Origin of the sequence: Methanoplanus limicola DSM 2279 (assembly GCF_000243255.1) — an archaeon.
GTDB classification, from domain to species: domain Archaea; phylum Halobacteriota; class Methanomicrobia; order Methanomicrobiales; family Methanomicrobiaceae; genus Methanoplanus; species Methanoplanus limicola.
Genome location: NZ_CM001436.1, coordinates 2,541,842 through 2,558,950, shown reverse-complemented (window position 1 = coordinate 2,558,950; position 17,109 = coordinate 2,541,842). Strand labels below are relative to the sequence as shown.

Genomic DNA, 17,109 nt, shown 5'->3' with positions numbered 1-17,109 from the left:
TTTCATCTGCACCGACCCATCAGTGAGCTTATCGCCTCACTCGATATGAGTCCGATAACCCTGTTCTTCTCATCAACTACAGGAATAGCTGATATTGACCGCTCCTCCATCCGCCGTGCAACCTCTGTTACTGTCTCATCCGGTAAAGCCGTAATTACTGAACAGGACATAATATCTTCAAGATTTTTATGACCACATGCAACCGCTTTGGCTATATCCCAGGACGTCACTATTCCGATAAGCTCCCCGTCATCTGCAGTAATTGGGAGATGATTGACAGAATTTTCTATCATTACCCTTGCAGCATCATTTAAGGATGAATTTTCCATAATTGCGGGTGTATCTGTCTCCATAACATCGCGAACATTAAGGTGGTCCAGAAAAGAGCCAATCAGATAGCTCATCTGTCCATGTTCAAGGAGAAATGCATCGTGGCCGTATTTTGATCTGATCTCACAGTACTGAACATCAATATCATTTGCCGCAAGTGCCCTGACAATTTCTTCAGACTGATATGGAGGGTACAGCCAGTCAGATGAGACAGATACTACCAGAAATGATGCCTTTATTCCGGCAAAACCCGCTGTAAGAGAGTCATTTCTGGCAAGATCAAAGTAATCCAGAGCTTTTGTTATATACAGGTAGGAGTTTGCATCAAACCTTCTTGTAAATGAGGTGCCCTGATAATGCAGGTAACTCTCAACCTGAAACTCCGTTGAGGAATCATGCTCTGAATTGTCTTTATTCTGAAAATTTCTCCCGAATTTCTCATGCATAGCCTCATCAGAGAGATATGTAATATGCCCTATCATTCTTGCAAGAGAAAGCCCGTCTGCAGGCGGATTATCCTTTGAATAGTTTCCGTCCTTCCAGAGAGGATCAGACATTATTGCCTGCCTTCCTACTTCATTAAATGCTATCTGCTGGGGAGTTGAACGTGCTGTTGTTGCAACTGCAATTATTTTTCCTGCAGAATCAGGGTATGTGACTGCCCACTGGAGCGCCTGCATTCCTCCCATTGAACCTCCGGCTACAGCCGCAAGACACTCAATATCAAGATATTCCACGAGCCTTTTTTGAGCACGGACCATATCCTGTATGCTAATTTTTGGGAAGGAGATGCCATAACTCCCCCCGGTTTCAGGATTAACAGATGAAGGTCCGGTTGAGCCTTTGCACCCACCGATTACATTTGAGCAGATGACAAAATACCTGTCGGTATCAAAAGCTTTCCCAGGTCCTATGAAATTTTCCCACCATCCTGTCCGGGTCTCACCTTCATGGAGACCGGCAGCATGTGCATCGCCTGTAAGAGCATGACAGATTAAAATGGCGTTGCTCTTCTCTTTATTCAGCCTGCCATATGTCTCATAAGCTATAGTGAATGAGGGTAACGATGCCCCGCTGTCGAGAAAAAGAGGCTCATAAAAGGTTGCCTGATGAGTCTGAACAACTCCGACTGACACCTTCATTATAACTTTACACTCCGTTTAATGCCTGCTTTAAATCATCAATTATATCGGCAATATCCTCTGTTCCGATAGATAGACGAATAGTTTCAGGTGTGACTCCTGTTGATGCCTGTTCTTCCGGAGTTAACTGCTGGTGTGTTGTTGATGACGGATGAATGACAAGGCTCTTTGAGTCGCCAATATTTGCAAGGTTGCTGAAGAGTTTCAGACTGTCTATAACCTTTATACTTGCCTGTTCACCGCCTTTGACTCCAAATGTAACGAGCGGGCCAAATCCTCCGTGAAGATATTTCTGTGCCAGTTTGTGGCTTTGATGCTCCGGAAGTCCTGTATAGTTTACCCAGGAAACCTTCGGGTGAGTCTTTAGGTATTCTGCAACTGCCAGTGCATTTTCAGAATGACGGGGTACTCTTAGATGAAGCGTCTCCAGACCTATGAGGAGCAGCCATGAGTTAAACGGACTTATTACAGCACCAGTGTCTCTCATAAGAGAAACCCTTATCTTAAAGACAAATGCAACATTGCCAAGGCCGGGGAAATCCCCGAAGGTATCCCAGTATTTAAGTCCGTGATAACCGGGGTCAGGTTCGGTGAACTCAGGGAATTTACCGTTGTTCCATTCAAACTTTCCGGAATCAACAATTACTCCGCCAATTGAATTGCCATGCCCTCCGACATATTTTGTGGCAGATAAAACGACAATGTCCACTCCGTGATCTATTGGACGGACAAGACCGATACCGGCTGTATTGTCCACAATAAACGGGATTTTGTTCTCATGGGCAATCTTTGATATCTCTTCAAAGTCAGGAATGTCCAGTTTTGGGTTTCCAATAGTTTCAGCGTATATTGCCCGTGTTTTTGAGGTTATCGCATCCCTGAAGGCTTCAGGATTTCCTGAGTCAACAAAAACAACCTTCCTCCCATATTTTGGCAGTGTATGGTTGAATAGTTCATATGTTCCGCCGTATAAATTGTCAGCCGAGACTATCTCATCACCAACACGCGTGATATTCAGGAGTGCATAGGTTATTGCAGCCATTCCCGAGGCTGTTGCAATTGCTCCTGTCCCTCCTTCTATCGCTGCGATACGCTTTTCGAGCACATCTGTTGTCGGATTCATCAGTCTTGTATAAATGTTTCCAGGCTCACGAAGACCAAAGAGATTTGCTCCGTGTTCTGTGTCTTTGAACACATATGATGTTGTCTGATAGATCGGTACTGTCCTTGACCCGGTTGTCGGGTCAGGCACCTGGCCTGCATGAAGGGCTGTTGTTCCCAGGCGGAAATTATTTTCAGTCATTTTGATTCCTCATTAAATTTTACATGAGCGTTTTTCAGGAATCTGAATTTTGCAGTATCCTGAAATTATGCCATATTTAATTTAGTTTTGTATATGTCCCTTATTTACCGGGATTTCGTATTTTTCTGCTATCTCCTGGAAGGCCTGTGTGAGATAATTGATCTTCTCCCAGGACAGCCCATAGGTGTTTAACTTCCATGCCCTGGTTGCACCGGCAAATTCGCCTGCAATTCCACGTTTTTTAAGTTCATCCGATAGGAAGAATCCACGGCGTTTGTGCACCTGTGCAACCTTGTCAAAGCTTCCTGTAGTGTCCACTTTGGAGAGAGTATGCTTTCTTGGATACTCTGAGAGCACCTCTGTGCCTTCTATCTCCAAAAGACCTTTTATGAACGCATTCGACTTTTTGACCTCTTCGCCAAAGCGGGCTGTGCGTTCACGAACTGCCGGAAAAGATGCCATCATTGCCATCAGAGTGCCGCCCATAAGCGTGCACCCAAGCATTTCAACTTCCTTTATCCCGAATTTCCGGTTGGTAACATCCCCGGTCATTGCAGTTGTCCGGAATACAATATCTGCCCATTCATCGGTTGTTGCAAGAACTCCTGAAGGGGCAGGCGATGCCATACTCTTGTGGCCGGAACCGACAACAAAGTCTGCACCAAGTGCCTTTCCGTCAACGGGCATCACACCGACTGTGTATGCACCGTTGCAGAGGAAGGGGATGTCATACTGATGTGCAACCTTTGTAAGTCCCTTTATGTCATGGATATTTGCAAACTGGTAGTCAACATGGTCTATCATCATCAGTGCCGGAGTTTTACCATCACTTCTGATAACTTCCTCAATTTTTTCAGCAGCTCTGTCAGGCTCAACGAGATGCTCCTTAGAGATTGGGACTTCACGGACAATTCCTCCCGCACCTTCAACTGCGAGAAACTCTGTGTAATGAGAAAGTCCCGATACAATTACCGGGTCTCCTTTATTTACCAGCGATGAGGCAACAGCCTGAAATCCCCTGCGTGCTCCCGGAACAACACGGGCAACATCCATATTGACAAACTTTGCAAGGTCTTCATGGAAGGCTGCAATCGGAGGCTTTTGAATCTTATCAAGCCTGAATGGTTTTCGGCAGGCATCACAGGTTGAGTAGCCGTCACCATATGCAATGAGAGCTTTTCGTGCCTCAGGAGTAAGTCTCCCTGCGGCCTGAATCGGCTGGATATTGATATATTCCTCCTCTCTGCTGCGGACATCAAGAATGCCTGCAATTTTTGGCTGATGGACGTTTCCGGTTCCGGCCTCAAGATCATCAAGAATTGCACGAACACGTGCAACACCTGCTTTTAATTCTGCCTCTTCGGCAGCATCCGGACCTGTAGGAAGGGCCTGTCTAAGCACCTCACGGATATCCTCAAGCGCGAACAGCGCTTCAAATGTTTTACTTGTACGTGTATTCATTATTGCCTCCGGAAAAAGCCAGGACCCGGAATCGAACCGGGATATAGCCGCTCTGCAGGCGGCCGCGTTGCCTCTCCGCCATCCTGGCACAGTTATTCACAATTGTGAACCTGCAATATAGTATTAACAATTGTGAGTACATAATATTTTCGCCCGGAAAGTATGAATTATAAGACTCTAATCATTTATTAAATCGTTAATCTGGCAATTATTGCCGCATAACTCTGCATTAGCGCGTGAAGCTTTATTTTTCTGTCCTTAAAGATCGATGCTGCCAAAACTCTGCAAATTATTCAGGGCATTCACAATTGTGATATATTATATATCATCACGATTTAAGATAGTGATGTCAGCGCTGCATTATCTGCCTTTATCGCCAAAATGCGATAACAGGAATTTTCACATGAAAGTTACTTCGTAACTTACATGAAAAGTTGCATGAAATATAATTTCATGAACGCTTTCTGTTGAAAAATTCATTCAGAGTTGGTGCGTCTGATGCTTATTGCAATAATCAGAGGATCTTTATGAGAATAGAAGAGAGCAGAAAAGACTTCCCAATAACCAATGATCTCATATATTTAGACAGCGCTGCTACAAGCCTTACACCCATACAGGTAGTAAATGAGATGAATGATTATGATCTCCGCTACCGGGCCAACATTGGAAGGGGTGTGCACAGGTTGTCAGTTGTGGCAACAGAGCGTTACAAAAACGCTCATGATAAAATTAAAACATTTATAGGAGGCGATGGGGGAACCCTGGCAGTTACCAAAAACACAACAGAAGCAATCGGCATGGTAGCCGGCGGAATAAGATGGGAAAGCGGGGACAGAGTTGTGGCGACAGTCCTTGAGCACCATTCAAATTTTCTTCCATGGCTTCGTCTCCGTGAATATGGTGTTAAAATTGATATAGTCAGGCCTGATTCTGACGGTTATCTTAATCCGGACTCATTTGAGAGTGTCATTTCTGACAAAACACGACTTGCTGCCATTACACATGCTTCAAATGTCCTTGGAAATATTACCCCGGTCAAAGAAATTGCAGATATCTGCCATCAGCATGATGCTTTGCTTTTGGTTGACGGGGCTCAGTCCGTTCCGCATATCCCTGTTGATGTCTCAGATATCGGCTGTGATTATTTCTCTTTTTCAGGGCATAAAATGCTTGGGCCGACAGGAACAGGCGGGCTGTGGATGCGCCGGCCTGACTTAAAACCGCTTCATATCGGAGGCGGTTCTATTGAATCGGCAACAGCAGAAAACTTTACGGCTGCTTCTGGAGAGGAGAAATATGAGGCAGGAACACCGCCTGTTGGCGGCACAATTGGGCTTGGCAGAGCTGTTGATTATCTTAATGACATCGGTATGGATACAATTCGCCGGCATGAAGAGCGCCTGACCGGACGGATTATCGATGGTCTTAGTGCAATCGACCATGTGAAAATTGTCGGCCCTTATTTTGATGAGAGGAGAATCGGGGTTGTATCATTTGTAATGGATGGAATGCACCCACATGAAGTTGCACATATTCTGGATGAGGCTTCAGCAATCATGGTCAGATCAGGCGAACACTGCTGCATGCCTCTCATGCAGCATCTGGGTCTTGAATCAGGGACAGTCCGTGTGAGCACATATCTGTATAATAATCCGGAGGAAGTCGATATGCTGACTGCAACAATTGAGGAGATATCAAGGAAGGTGTCGTGATGTACAAAGATCTGGAAATAATCAGGGTGGAAGATGATTCATTTGCCGCAGGAAATCACAGTGTCATTGAAGAGACTTTGCTTTCTGTCATTGTAAACGGAAGAGATGCACTGACAGCGATGATAAGTCCGGTGATGATTAAGGAGTTTGTTATTGGGTTTTTATTTACCGAAAAAATTATCAGAGGAACTGATGAGATAGAGTCTATCAGAATTGAGGATAACAGGGCAAGTATCCTCACAAAAAATCCGTTTGCAATTTTAACGTCACATAAAACCGTCCTCTCCGGTTGCGGCGGAAGTACATCATTTCTTGATGCAGGACATCTCCCCAAAATCGAATCCGATATTGTTATCTCACCTGATGTTATAAGGCGTGCAGTAAAAGAGACGCTTGAGTCTGACCTTCATAAGTCAACCGGAGGAATTCACATTATAGGTCTTTTTGACGGAGAAGGAAAATCTTTGAAAATATGCGAGGATATCGGCAGGCACAATGCTCTTGACAGAATTATCGGTTACGGCCTTTTAAATAATATTGACTTTTCCAAAACCTTTGTTGTAAGTTCCGGAAGAATCTCTACTGAGATGGTCAGAAAATGTCTGGTTGCAAATATTCCTATAATTGTCTCACGTGGTGCAACAACGACTGCTGCCGTTGAGGCTGCAAATATTGCAGGACTTACTATTGCAGGATTTGTAAGAAGCAGGAAGATGAATATCTACTCAGGATTTGAGCGTATAAAAGGGGCATCATTGTATGATAATAATCAAAACAAATCAGATAAACTTTGATTTAAAATTGTGAATAAAATAATTTTTCGGTGCCGGATATTGCCATTTCCGGTCAGAATTTGCCGTTTTAAATGGACTCTGTAAATCAGTTTCATATCAAATTATGCTGAATTTCACTCTGAATCCAGCAAAAATTATTTTGACTCTTCTCAAATTTCTGAGAAGGAAAGATATTTAACCCTGCAAATACAACTGCCGGTGTTACTGAAAAACACAGAGGGCCTTTTTATGAAAAGAAAGATAATAAACATCAATGAAGAGAAATGCACAGGTTGCGGGCTATGCATCCCTGACTGCCCCGAAGGAGCAATCCAGCTGATAGAAGGAAAGGCAAGGCTTGTCAGTGATCTCTTCTGCGACGGACTTGGAGCCTGCATCGGCACATGTCCTGAAGGGGCAATTTCAATAACAGAGCGGGAAGCAGAGGCCTACAACGAAAAGGCCGTCATGGCAAATATCGTCCGGCAGGGAGAAGCTGTCATAAAAGCTCATCTTGAGCACCTCTTCTCCCATGGCGAAAAGGAATACTACAACACTGCAGTCGAATATCTTACTGAAAATAATGTCCCAATTCCGGAGCACAACAACAGCAAAAATTCAGGCGCACAGGCATGTGAGAATCAGGCAGGTGCATGTCCCGGATCTGCTAACCAGATTATCAGACGGGATGAGAGTCCATATACGAAATCACAGCCTGGTAATGTTAGAAATCCCTCAGAACTCCGGCAGTGGCCGGTTCAGTTAAAACTGTTAAATCCCTCCTCATCATTTTTTGATGGTGCTGATCTACTGGTAGCTGCGGACTGCGTCCCGTTCGCTTACCCTAATTTTCATACCGATTTTTTGACAGGCAGAATTCTGATAATCTTCTGCCCCAAACTCGATTCTGACATTGAAGGGTATATCTCAAAACTTTCAGAGATCTTCTCAAACCATGAGATAAAATCAATAACAGTTCTCCATATGGAAGTTCCATGCTGTGGCGGAGTCAGGGTTATAATTGAAAGTGCTCTTAAAAAAGCAGGGAAGAAGGTAACGATTACTGACAAAACCATACAAATAGATGGAAGCATAAAGCAATAATCAGAACAATACCAGTTAAATTTTAACCGGCAAAAAGCCAAGGCCCGGAATCGAACCGGGATAAAAGTCGCTCTGCAGGCGACCGCGTAGCCTCTCCGCCACCTTGGCCGGCAATCTTCACATATGTGAAGACTCTATACTATACTTAACCTCTTAACAATTTAACAGTTCATTACTGGGCAATTTTTGCCGCAATATTGAAAATTAAAAAAAAGGAAAAATTTGAAAATTTAACGAAAATAGCCCCCCCCTGTTATTCATTCACGCTTTAAATGCCTGCATACCTGGCAGACTTCACTGCTTGAGATTTCACCGCAAATACGGCAGTTATAGAATTTACCATCAGGTTTTTCATAGCAGGATTGCTTTAACGTCTCCTGGAATTTCATAAGATGCCCTTTTGTGCCGGGATGCCGGTGCTCCAGTTCGGCAAGCATAATGCGAACTTCCAACCTCATGGCAGTGCCTGCATACGGGCATTCGGGTAGGTCGCGGTAGAACCCCCTGACAAGAAGATAAGTTACAATCTCTTTTTCGGAGAGGACAGAGAGAGGTTTAATTCTTGGAATGAAATATCCGGGGTATCCTTCTGATGTATCCTGTATAAGAGAGGCAGAGTCCCCTCTTAAAACATTCATTATAACTGACTGGGCCTCATCATCAAGATTGTGGCCTGTTGCAATCTTGTTTGCGCTGAATCTCTCAGCCGCTTTGATTAAAGCCCGCCTTCTAAGAACCCCGCAGACACTGCATGCACGAACATCTTTTCCGGCGACAATTTTGTCAAGATCAGCATCAAATATTTCATCAAAAGAGATTATGTGATGCTCAATACCAAGCTCTGAGGCAATGCTCACTGCCGCTTCAACAGTCTCTTCACGGTATCCTGAAATCCCCTCATCAACCGTTACTGCAACAGGTTCTGCATCTTTGAAATCTGAACGATAGCCATGAAGCATAAGAAGAAGGGCTGTGCTGTCTTTTCCCCCGCTTAAGCCTACAAGAATTCTGTCTCCTGGAGAAATCATCTTATTATTTCTTATGTGGGCATATACCCGATTCTCCACCTCCTCTATAAAGTGCCCGCTGCACAGCCTTATTTTGGAATTACTAAGCCGGATTACTGCCGGCTTTCCGCAGAGGGCGCACTTGTTTTCAGAGCCTGTACCTGATGCTGGCAATCAATCAACCGCCATGTGAAATTGTAATGAGTTTTATTTCATCATCTTCACCTGCACTTACATCCTCAGGAACAACACTTCCGTTCTTTACAACAATAAAAGAAGCAGGATTTAAACCAAGCTCCAGAAGAATCTCTTCTATTGGTGCCGATGAAGAAATATTCTTTATACTTTTATCCGGCAAAATTATCCACATAATACTCTCTTATTCCTTTATTGTGTAACTTCATAAAACCGTTTTTTCCGGCTCAAAAAATACTTAGCTTCAGTGAATTATAGTCTGATAAAAAAACTTTCAGGAGTTATCCGGAAAGTTTGATTAAGACTATTTAGTGCGATTAGAGTGCACGCTTAGAAATAATCTCCATTTCATTCCGATTATTCCTGAACGTAAGTTTATGCACTATAAAAATTCTCATGATTTTGTAAGTAAATACTGCAAAAAAACTCCCCGATTTTTTGTTTTATGAAACATTGGAAAACAATAAAATCATACGCGAAGACTATTACATACATAAATTCACATATGTGAATTTTATTATCTAAACAGGAGTGTTAAAAAACAATGCGCAACATGACGGCTGAAGACAAAGCATATCTCATCAGCATCGGCTCAGCAGACATAGATTCTGAACTGCTGCTTAAGGACACATTAAAGACAAAGGCTTCCGCCGGTCCTGGTGCAGGCGGGGAATCTTTTTTCATCAGATCAGGTGAAAGGAGAGTCCGCCTTTCAATAAATAGCTCATCAACACTGAAAGTAATCAAAATTGGTGATGGAGTAGCTGTAATTGAAGGTGATAAACAGATTGCCGAAGGTATGCCTGAGTTTCCGCTCTGTCACTGCCCCGGGCAGGCCTACATCACAGTCAGTGAACACTGCATCTATGACTGCAAATTCTGCCCTGTCCCTAAACTTGAAGGCGGCATAAAAAAACCGGAAACAGTCCTTAAAATGGTTGAAGAAGCCTGTGAAAAGGGAGATATTTCTGCAATTTCTCTTACCGGCGGTGTTTTTGAATCACCAGAGAAAGAAGTGGAGCGTATGGCTCTGATAGTAAAGATGCTTCGTGAAAAATATGACCTTCCAATAGGTGTTTCAGTATATCCAACCTCAGATTCTGCAAAAATTCTAAAAAATGCCGGTGCAGATGAGATAAAATATAATGTTGAAACAATGGACACTGAAATCTTTGAAAAGGTTTGTCCGGGCCTTTCCCTGGATTTCATCCTTGAAAGCCTCAAAGGAGCAGTAGATATTTTCGGCAGAAATTCAGTTAGTTCAAACTTTATTATTGGTCTTGGAGAGGATGATGAATGCGTCAAAAACGGTGTTACAAAGCTTTCTGAGATGGGAATCATTCCAAATCTTTGACCAATTTCACAATCTCCCTTAAGAGCCGGAGAGATTAAAATAGAACGACCTACAGCAGAGCGCCTTATCAGACTTTCTGTAATGGCGCGCGATATATTAAAGGAGAACAACCTTGATGCAAAACTGGCAAAAACAATGTGCCTGCCATGCACAGGATGTGATTTAACGCCATTTAGAGATATCTGATCTGATAACCGAAAAGTAATTTTTCTTTTTTCCAATCTCTGTATCTCTGATTTTAATAGTGCAGAAAAATTGTAATTATTCAGATAAAATATGTTTCACAGGCAGTTGTCTCTTCAAAACATTTCATGACCGAATCTGCACTTTCCTCTCCAATCCTTTCTGAAATAAAATTCAGAAAACCTTCCATATATTCAGCAGGAATGCATCCAAGGCTTTCGCTGCCATCATATATCAGTCCGATGAGGTAATGGATTTCATCATCATCAAGCACTTCAAGCCTTTTTAGAAAGTCCTCCAAATCTTTTGAATAATGGTTTGCAAGCGGCGGTAGAATTGAACGGTAGGGACTACCTGAGCCTTTACAGATTAACCCCTCAGATTCAGGAGCAATTTTTTTAAGGATTGATATATCTTTTTTTGTAAGAGCACGTGGCATTAGTTATCACCTTCAACATTGTCTTTTTACAATTTTACAGAACTTTTGGTACACTATCGCTTTTTATTGATTCATGCCGAAACATTCACAATTGTGACTGACCAAATAATAACTATTGAATATCTTAAAAAAGGTTGTGATATTATTCTAAGACAAAATGATCAGACAGACAATGAATCCACTTTACAGCAGATAAATTCACTGAAAAAAACCAGGGATGCAACTATTCTTGCACACAATTATCAGCTGCCGGAAGTGCAGGATATAGCTGATATTGTTGGAGATTCGCTCGAACTTGCAAGAGCGGCGGCAAATCTTGAATCAGAAGTAATTGTATTCTGCGGCGTTGATTTCATGGCAGAGACCGCAGCAGTGTTATCACCTGAGAAAACAGTTATTCTGCCTGTAGCAGATGCACAATGCCCGATGGCTGAGATGATAACCGCAGGAGAGGTTAAGGTACTTCGTGAACGCTTCCCTGACGCCGCTGTTGTTGCATATGTGAATACATCTGCGGAAGTAAAGGCAGAAAGTGATATCTGCTGCACATCTGCAAATGCGGTCGCTGTAGTTGAGTCCCTTGATGAGCAGGAAATAATATTCCTGCCCGACCGAAATCTCGCTGCATATGTGGCACGGTTTACTGAAAAAAAGATTCTGCCGTGGGAGGGTTTCTGTTACGTTCACGACAGAATAACATCAGATGATTTAAAGACTGCAAGAAGTTTTCACCCGGATGCAGAAGTTCTTGCTCACCCTGAGTGCCGCCCGGAGGTTATTGATCTGGCAGACCATGTCTTCTCAACATCAGGAATGGTCCGACATGCCTGCAAAAGCCGGTCAAAGGAATTTGTCATAGGAACTGAGGTAGGACTTTTATACCAGCTTGAAAAGAGATGCCCCGGCAAAGTATTTTATCCGCTCTCAGAGACGGCAGTGTGTGTAAATATGAAGAAAACAGGGTTGTCTGATGTTTTAGACTCCTTAAAAAGCCTGAAACCCAGGATTGTAGTTTCAGGTGAAGTTGCCATAAAGGCAGAAAGAGCAATTGAGAGGATGCTTGATATATCCTGAAATTCTCATGAGAGTATGAGGGATCATATTTGATTGCTGCAAAAGGGGTTATGAGAATTATTCAATATTTTTTTTATTTATGTGGGGATCGACCCATTGCTCTTCACCCTTTCGAAATTCTTTCTTCCATACAGGGGCCCTTCTCTTAATCTCTTCAAGGATGTATTCACATCCAGATAATGCGTCTTTACGGTGAGGAGAACCCACAACAATTATCAGGATATTGTCACCGGGTTTTAAGCGTCCGGTTCTGTGAATAATATCAACCGATAAAAGCCCGAATTTTTTAATTGCATCCTCTCTTATAGCCTCGAATTCACGGAGTGCACCCTCTTCATATGCGCTTAATTCAATCCACTCAATATCATCATCTCTGACAATCCCGTCAAATACAACAATTGCACCCATTGCACTCGATTTAGCGCTTTCTACAAGCTTTGCTATATCCGCATCATTATTTGTTACTCTTACAGATATTTCAGTCACCCCCCTGCAACCGGTGGGTAAACTGCAATTTCATCACCGGAAACGATTTGGATTGCCTTTACATCATCTTTATCAATTCTGACAAAATTGTGCATAATCAGAACATAATCCTGAAAACTTCCGTCCTGATTGAAGATACTCTCAGTTCCTTCTGGATATTTCCCACAAAACATCTTTAATGCATCATATACTGTATTCTCACCATCATACTCAAAATCAGTCTCTTTTGGGAAAATTTCTGCAAATCTGGCAAAAAACTTTATTTTTAGCTTCATTTTTAAAACTCCATGGCCGTAACATTAATTATTTTTATATCTCTCCCAAATATCTCCCATAAATATCAGATCACTAATCTGGAGAGCAGGAGACATAACCGAAATCAATATTTATCTATACATCCAATTCACAATTGTGAATTACATAACTGTAATACTTTTCAAATAAAAAATGTTGTGGTAATTATGGATCTACCCTGTCAGAAAATAGTCTGGGATGTCATCCCTGCAATACGCGCCGCTCTTGCAGAAGAGCTTGTCGGAATGGGTGTTTCAAGTCTTCAGGCATCCAAACTGCTTGGAATAGCACCATCGGCAGTATCACAGTATCTTTCAAAGAAGAGAGGGTACAGAATCGAATTTGAAAGCGAGGTCAGGGAAGAATTAAAACTGCTTGCAGAAGATCTAAAAGATGGAAAAGTGAAAGATCTGACATCAAGAATGTGCGCCATATGTAAGATGATCAGAACCGACGACGGATGCGGCGAATAATAAAATACGGAAATAATCCCTGCTATGAAGAGCACGACTGAAGCTAAATTCAATAAATTAAAAGAAGACCTCAGTTCCGGCAAATCCCTTGCAATTGCATATTCAGGAGGGGTTGACAGTTCACTTCTTTCAGCAGTTGCTGTAGAAATTCTTGGGGAGAATGTTCTGGGAATTTTTTTAAACAGTCCTCTGATACCAAACAGAGAATATAATAACGCAGTGGAAACTGCCGCTGAAATAGGACTCCGGTTAAAAGTCATAGACTTTGATCCGTTCCTTGTGGAGGGTCTTTCCTCAAACCCAAAAAACCGGTGCTACATCTGCAAGAGCCACATCGCCGGGAAAATAAAAGAGTTTCTCAAAGACTATGACATAACTGAGATTGCTGACGGGCAGAATGTCTCAGACCTTGGTGAGTACAGGCCGGGAATAAAGGCATCAGATGAGGCAGGGATACTGCATCCCTTCATTAAAGCCGGCATTAACAAAGATGAAATTCGCGAGATTGCACGCGAACTTGGACATTCATTTGCAGACAAACCATCTTCGGCCTGCCTTGCCTCAAGGATTCCATACGGTGATGGGATAAATCCAAAAAAACTGGGAATGGTTGAAAGAGCTGAAGACATCCTCTTTTCACTTGGATTTAATAATTTCAGGGTAAGGCTTCACGGCGATATTGCAAGAATTGAAGTTTTGCCCTCGGATTTTTTGGCACTTCTTCAAAATAAGGATTTAATCATGAAGGAATTAAAAAATACCGGATTTAAGTATATATGCCTTGATATGGGGGGCTACAGAAGCGGAAGCATGGATGAAATATAATTTGTCTGTCTTTTTATTTTTTTATCATCTTATTTTACAGTGCATAATCTTAAGTTTAGGAATAATCGGAATGAAATGGAAGATTATTTCAAAGTGTCCATTCTAATCCAGTACTTTAAACTTAGACGATCATTAATATGTTCAAACCTACAATATTAAATTTAAAATAATCTCTTAAATTGTCCAAATCGCAGTATTGGCCCTAAATTCCCCGTTTTTTTGCACAGAGGTCACAAGGCACATTTTGTAAACCTATTTTGATTAACATCACTCATCCCCATTTAGGCCTCATTAATTCTTCCATTTCTCATCGAGATCAATCTGAAAAGAGTATCTTTGAATTGAAATTGTATTGTTTCCAGTGAAAAAGTTACAAAATTATAGATAGCTACCGCTAAATCGGTCGCAGCTGCATATTCCGTTCATTGAGATGTCAGAATGTCAGCTTATAGCAATTTCATCAATCCTTAATATACGAAAATGAGTCATACTTTCTTCAAATATGATGGCAAGATAATGATTTAAGGGGAATTTGTCCCTGTCTATTACTTTTGGTCCTCTCTGAATCTTTGCAAATCGCTTCCATTTTGTTAAAACCCAAAAATTCTGAATTATGCATGCAATTAGATAATAAAAAAATCTCACCACATGATCTTTGGTGGATGTTCTTACTTTGAATTTATTATTAATGACATATGTTGATTCAATGGCAAATCTATGCCTGTATCGCTCACTAATTGATTTGGGGAAGTATTAATTTTGTACACAACAAAAGCACGATGAAGAGCACCTTTTTTACCCTTTTTACCTTTCATGTAAATGACACGATCAACAATTTTCACCTTACATTTTAGCTTATTCTTCGATTTGGCGTTTATAACATATTCAAATGATTTTGATTTCTTTCCCTTCAGCTGCCTTTTGAGTTCATCACTGTTCTTCTTAACAGGCACTATGTGAGGAATTTCAGATTCCTTAAGGTAACTGAAGATTTCAGCAGAGTAAAACTCACGGTCAAGCATCAGAGATTTGATCTTGAATCCATATCCATAAATTAAATCAACACAATTCTTTATTGCGGTGAGGTTAGTGGAATCTCTAAACAAAGGAATAACCTGAAGTATAAGGTGCTTATCCATATTTACAACCGAGAATGTCAGGTATCCAACAAAATAATTTGTCGATGCCTTTCTTTTTCCACCTACAATTGGAGATTTAGGATTTTTTTTATCCTTTTTCCCATAATATGGAATTAGCGTTATATCAATTGCAAAATCATACTTCTGACCTTTCTTAAGGATTCCTTTTCCCGCTTTTAAAAGCATTTTTGGAGTATTTAGTGTCAATTCCTCCATATTAAGGCCATGAAGTTTTTTTAGACAAGTCGTATGGGACGGTAGTCCTTCCGTCATTTTTGCAAAACCGGATATTGAGTTATTAGAACATGCCGTAGCGATAGCTCCCCGAATCAACGTTAGACTATCATAGTTTCTGCCACCTGTTAAGGTTACATTCCCCTCAACAAGAGCGCATATCGGTTCAAGGTTTCCAAGCTTATTTTCTTTATTAAGCTCTGATTTGCCTATATTTTGACAATTATTTGCCATATGAGGGGTTTTTGAGAGTATATAAACCCCACCATAAATCAGGCGTACGTCAAAAAAATAAGGTAAATTCTGGCTAAATTCTAAAAGAATTTGGCGATATTGGGGTAAACGCGCAGTATTACGCGCAGTAGTCCATGCGGTTTGTCATTAAAATAGAGAAGTACTTAACTTTCTCAAGTTGGGCAGAAATACTCTGAGCAAAAAATGGGGTTTTTCAGGAAATGTTTAAAGTACTGTAATCGCGCTGCACAGCCTTAAACAAACTTTCCGGATAATTCCTGAAAGTTTTGTATCAGACTATAATTGAAGGAGAGGTTTTATTTTTTAATCAAAGCATTTTTTTGTTTCTCCATTTTTTTTTGTTTCTCCATTAAATCCTCTTTAGATCTTCTTCAAATTTCCTTCCTGCCTGACAAATCTGTCCCAGTTCCAGGGTTCATCAAGAATATTCACTAAAACGCTGTTTATTCCGCAGATTCCAAGCGCCTTTCTTTCCACCTGTGATTTAAGGTAATTGACAAGAGGGCAGGTTTTGCATGTCAGAATCATATCAATTATTGCTTCATCTCCCTGCACGCGGATTTCCTTAATAAGGCCGAGATCAACAATATCAATACCCACTTCAGGATCAATGACTTCTTTTAAAGCTTCAAGGATCTCGTTTTTACAGACCATTTCAGAACTGATTTCCGGATTCTCCCCGGATAAAAATGCCTTTTCCATGCTTAATATCCTGTCTTCAAGCTGACTCTGTCTGTCTAAAAGCCGGCTTATAACTCTCAACATCGGATCAGGCATACTCTCAGGGTCCCCGTTTCCGGATTCAGTGCTCCCTTCCGGTCCGGCAATTCTTCCGGGAACACCGACAACGGTTGCACCTGCAGGCACTGATCTTATAACAACTGCACCTGCACCAACCTTTGAGCCTTTCCCAAGCGTAATCGGGCCAAGAACTGATGCACCCGAACCTATCACAACATCGTCCTCCACAGTAGGATGACGTTTTACATTTTCAAGGGCAGTTCCTCCAAGAACAACACCCATGTATATTAAAACATCATTTCCGACTTCGGCAGTCTCGCCGATAACAACTCCCATACCATGATCAATTACTGCCCTGTGCCCAATTTTAGCCCCGGGATGTATCTCGATTCCTGTAAAAAAACGGCTTATATGAGAGAGAAATCTTGCAAAAAATTTTAGTCTGTGTTCCCACAGCCAGTGCGAACGCCTGTGAAACCATAGTGCATGAAGTCCCGGATAGCAAAACATTACCTCAATTGCAGAGCGGGCTGCAGGGTCTTTTGACTTAATTGCTCTGATATCTTCCTGCAAACGAAATGGCAT

At 41.7% G+C, this 17,109-nt stretch carries 17 protein-coding genes and 2 tRNA genes; 7 read left to right on the top strand and 12 right to left on the bottom strand.

Annotated features, from left to right (window positions below):
* Nucleotides 1–2 precede the first annotated feature (2 nt).
* From metX to METLIM_RS12090, 4 genes are all read right to left on the bottom strand, one after another.
* On the bottom strand, nt 3–1,472 hold the full coding sequence (gene metX / locus METLIM_RS12105) for a homoserine O-acetyltransferase MetX (protein WP_004078806.1): 1,470 nt from the start codon (nt 1,470–1,472) through the stop codon (nt 3–5).
* 7 nt (nt 1,473–1,479) lie between these two features.
* The gene (locus METLIM_RS12100) at nt 1,480–2,775 is read right to left on the bottom strand and encodes an O-acetylhomoserine aminocarboxypropyltransferase/cysteine synthase family protein (RefSeq protein ID WP_004078805.1); all 1,296 of its coding nucleotides are present in this window, start codon (nt 2,773–2,775) and stop codon (nt 1,480–1,482) included.
* Between the two features lie 81 nt (nt 2,776–2,856).
* Complete coding sequence (gene pscS / locus METLIM_RS12095) at nt 2,857–4,236, bottom strand: O-phospho-L-seryl-tRNA:Cys-tRNA synthase (RefSeq protein ID WP_004078803.1); 1,380 nt, start codon at nt 4,234–4,236, stop codon at nt 2,857–2,859.
* A gap of 16 nt (nt 4,237–4,252) precedes the next feature.
* Nucleotides 4,253–4,324 (bottom strand) — tRNA-Cys (locus METLIM_RS12090).
* Nucleotides 4,325–4,763: 439 nt separating this feature from the next.
* Between METLIM_RS12090 and METLIM_RS12085 the strand changes: the two genes are divergently transcribed.
* The 3 genes from METLIM_RS12085 to METLIM_RS12075 all read left to right on the top strand — a co-directional run bounded on the left by METLIM_RS12085 (nt 4,764) and on the right by METLIM_RS12075 (nt 7,825).
* Nucleotides 4,764–5,948, top strand: a complete 1,185-nt coding sequence (locus METLIM_RS12085; protein WP_004078802.1) for an aminotransferase class V-fold PLP-dependent enzyme — start codon at nt 4,764–4,766, stop codon at nt 5,946–5,948.
* Entirely contained in the window at nt 5,948–6,742 is a 795-nt protein-coding gene (fdhD, locus tag METLIM_RS12080; RefSeq protein WP_004078800.1) for a formate dehydrogenase accessory sulfurtransferase FdhD, read from the top strand. The genes METLIM_RS12085 and fdhD overlap by 1 nt, the downstream gene beginning before the upstream one ends.
* 228 nt (nt 6,743–6,970) lie before the next feature.
* Complete coding sequence (locus METLIM_RS12075; protein ID WP_004078799.1) at nt 6,971–7,825, top strand: ATP-binding protein; 855 nt, start codon at nt 6,971–6,973, stop codon at nt 7,823–7,825.
* 35 nt (nt 7,826–7,860) lie between these two features.
* On the opposite strand, the gene METLIM_RS12070 is transcribed toward METLIM_RS12075, so the two are convergent.
* The 3 genes from METLIM_RS12070 to METLIM_RS12060 all read right to left on the bottom strand — a co-directional run bounded on the left by METLIM_RS12070 (nt 7,861) and on the right by METLIM_RS12060 (nt 9,202).
* Nucleotides 7,861–7,933, bottom strand: a tRNA-Cys gene (locus METLIM_RS12070).
* A 149-nt stretch (nt 7,934–8,082) separates the two neighbouring features.
* Entirely contained in the window at nt 8,083–9,006 is a 924-nt protein-coding gene (locus tag METLIM_RS12065) for a TIGR00269 family protein (protein WP_004078798.1), read from the bottom strand.
* Between the two features lie 4 nt (nt 9,007–9,010).
* Entirely contained in the window at nt 9,011–9,202 is a 192-nt protein-coding gene (locus METLIM_RS12060; protein ID WP_004078797.1) for a ubiquitin family protein, read from the bottom strand.
* A 369-nt stretch (nt 9,203–9,571) separates the two neighbouring features.
* On the opposite strand from METLIM_RS12060, the gene METLIM_RS12055 reads away from it, so the two are divergent.
* The gene (locus METLIM_RS12055) at nt 9,572–10,381 is read left to right on the top strand and encodes a radical SAM protein (RefSeq protein ID WP_245543536.1); all 810 of its coding nucleotides are present in this window, start codon (nt 9,572–9,574) and stop codon (nt 10,379–10,381) included.
* Nucleotides 10,382–10,646: 265 nt separating this feature from the next.
* On the opposite strand, the gene METLIM_RS12050 is transcribed toward METLIM_RS12055, so the two are convergent.
* A complete protein-coding gene (locus METLIM_RS12050) occupies nt 10,647–11,003 on the bottom strand; it encodes a hypothetical protein (RefSeq protein ID WP_004078796.1) in 357 nt (118 codons plus the stop codon).
* Nucleotides 11,004–11,096: 93 nt separating this feature from the next.
* On the opposite strand from METLIM_RS12050, the gene nadA reads away from it, so the two are divergent.
* Nucleotides 11,097–12,077, top strand: a complete 981-nt coding sequence (nadA, locus tag METLIM_RS12045; RefSeq protein ID WP_245543535.1) for a quinolinate synthase NadA — start codon at nt 11,097–11,099, stop codon at nt 12,075–12,077.
* Nucleotides 12,078–12,134: 57 nt separating this feature from the next.
* Here the strand turns inward: nadA and METLIM_RS12040 are convergent, their stop codons facing one another.
* Complete coding sequence (locus METLIM_RS12040; RefSeq protein WP_004078794.1) at nt 12,135–12,563, bottom strand: molybdenum cofactor biosynthesis protein MoaE; 429 nt, start codon at nt 12,561–12,563, stop codon at nt 12,135–12,137.
* The gene (locus METLIM_RS12035) at nt 12,560–12,838 is read right to left on the bottom strand and encodes a MoaD/ThiS family protein (RefSeq protein ID WP_004078793.1); all 279 of its coding nucleotides are present in this window, start codon (nt 12,836–12,838) and stop codon (nt 12,560–12,562) included. Before METLIM_RS12035 ends, METLIM_RS12040 begins: the two co-directional genes overlap by 4 nt.
* A gap of 186 nt (nt 12,839–13,024) precedes the next feature.
* Here METLIM_RS12035 and METLIM_RS12030 point away from each other — a divergent pair, with 186 nt between their 5' ends.
* Entirely contained in the window at nt 13,025–13,330 is a 306-nt protein-coding gene (locus METLIM_RS12030; RefSeq protein WP_004078792.1) for a transcriptional regulator, read from the top strand.
* A 24-nt stretch (nt 13,331–13,354) separates the two neighbouring features.
* Nucleotides 13,355–14,155, top strand: a complete 801-nt coding sequence (larE, locus tag METLIM_RS12025; RefSeq protein WP_004078791.1) for an ATP-dependent sacrificial sulfur transferase LarE — start codon at nt 13,355–13,357, stop codon at nt 14,153–14,155.
* Between the two features lie 668 nt (nt 14,156–14,823).
* Here the strand turns inward: larE and METLIM_RS12020 are convergent.
* Entirely contained in the window at nt 14,824–15,762 is a 939-nt protein-coding gene (locus tag METLIM_RS12020) for a transposase (RefSeq protein WP_004078790.1), read from the bottom strand.
* Nucleotides 15,763–16,143: 381 nt separating this feature from the next.
* Nucleotides 16,144–17,109, bottom strand: a complete 966-nt coding sequence (cysE, locus tag METLIM_RS12015) for a serine O-acetyltransferase (RefSeq protein ID WP_004078789.1) — start codon at nt 17,107–17,109, stop codon at nt 16,144–16,146.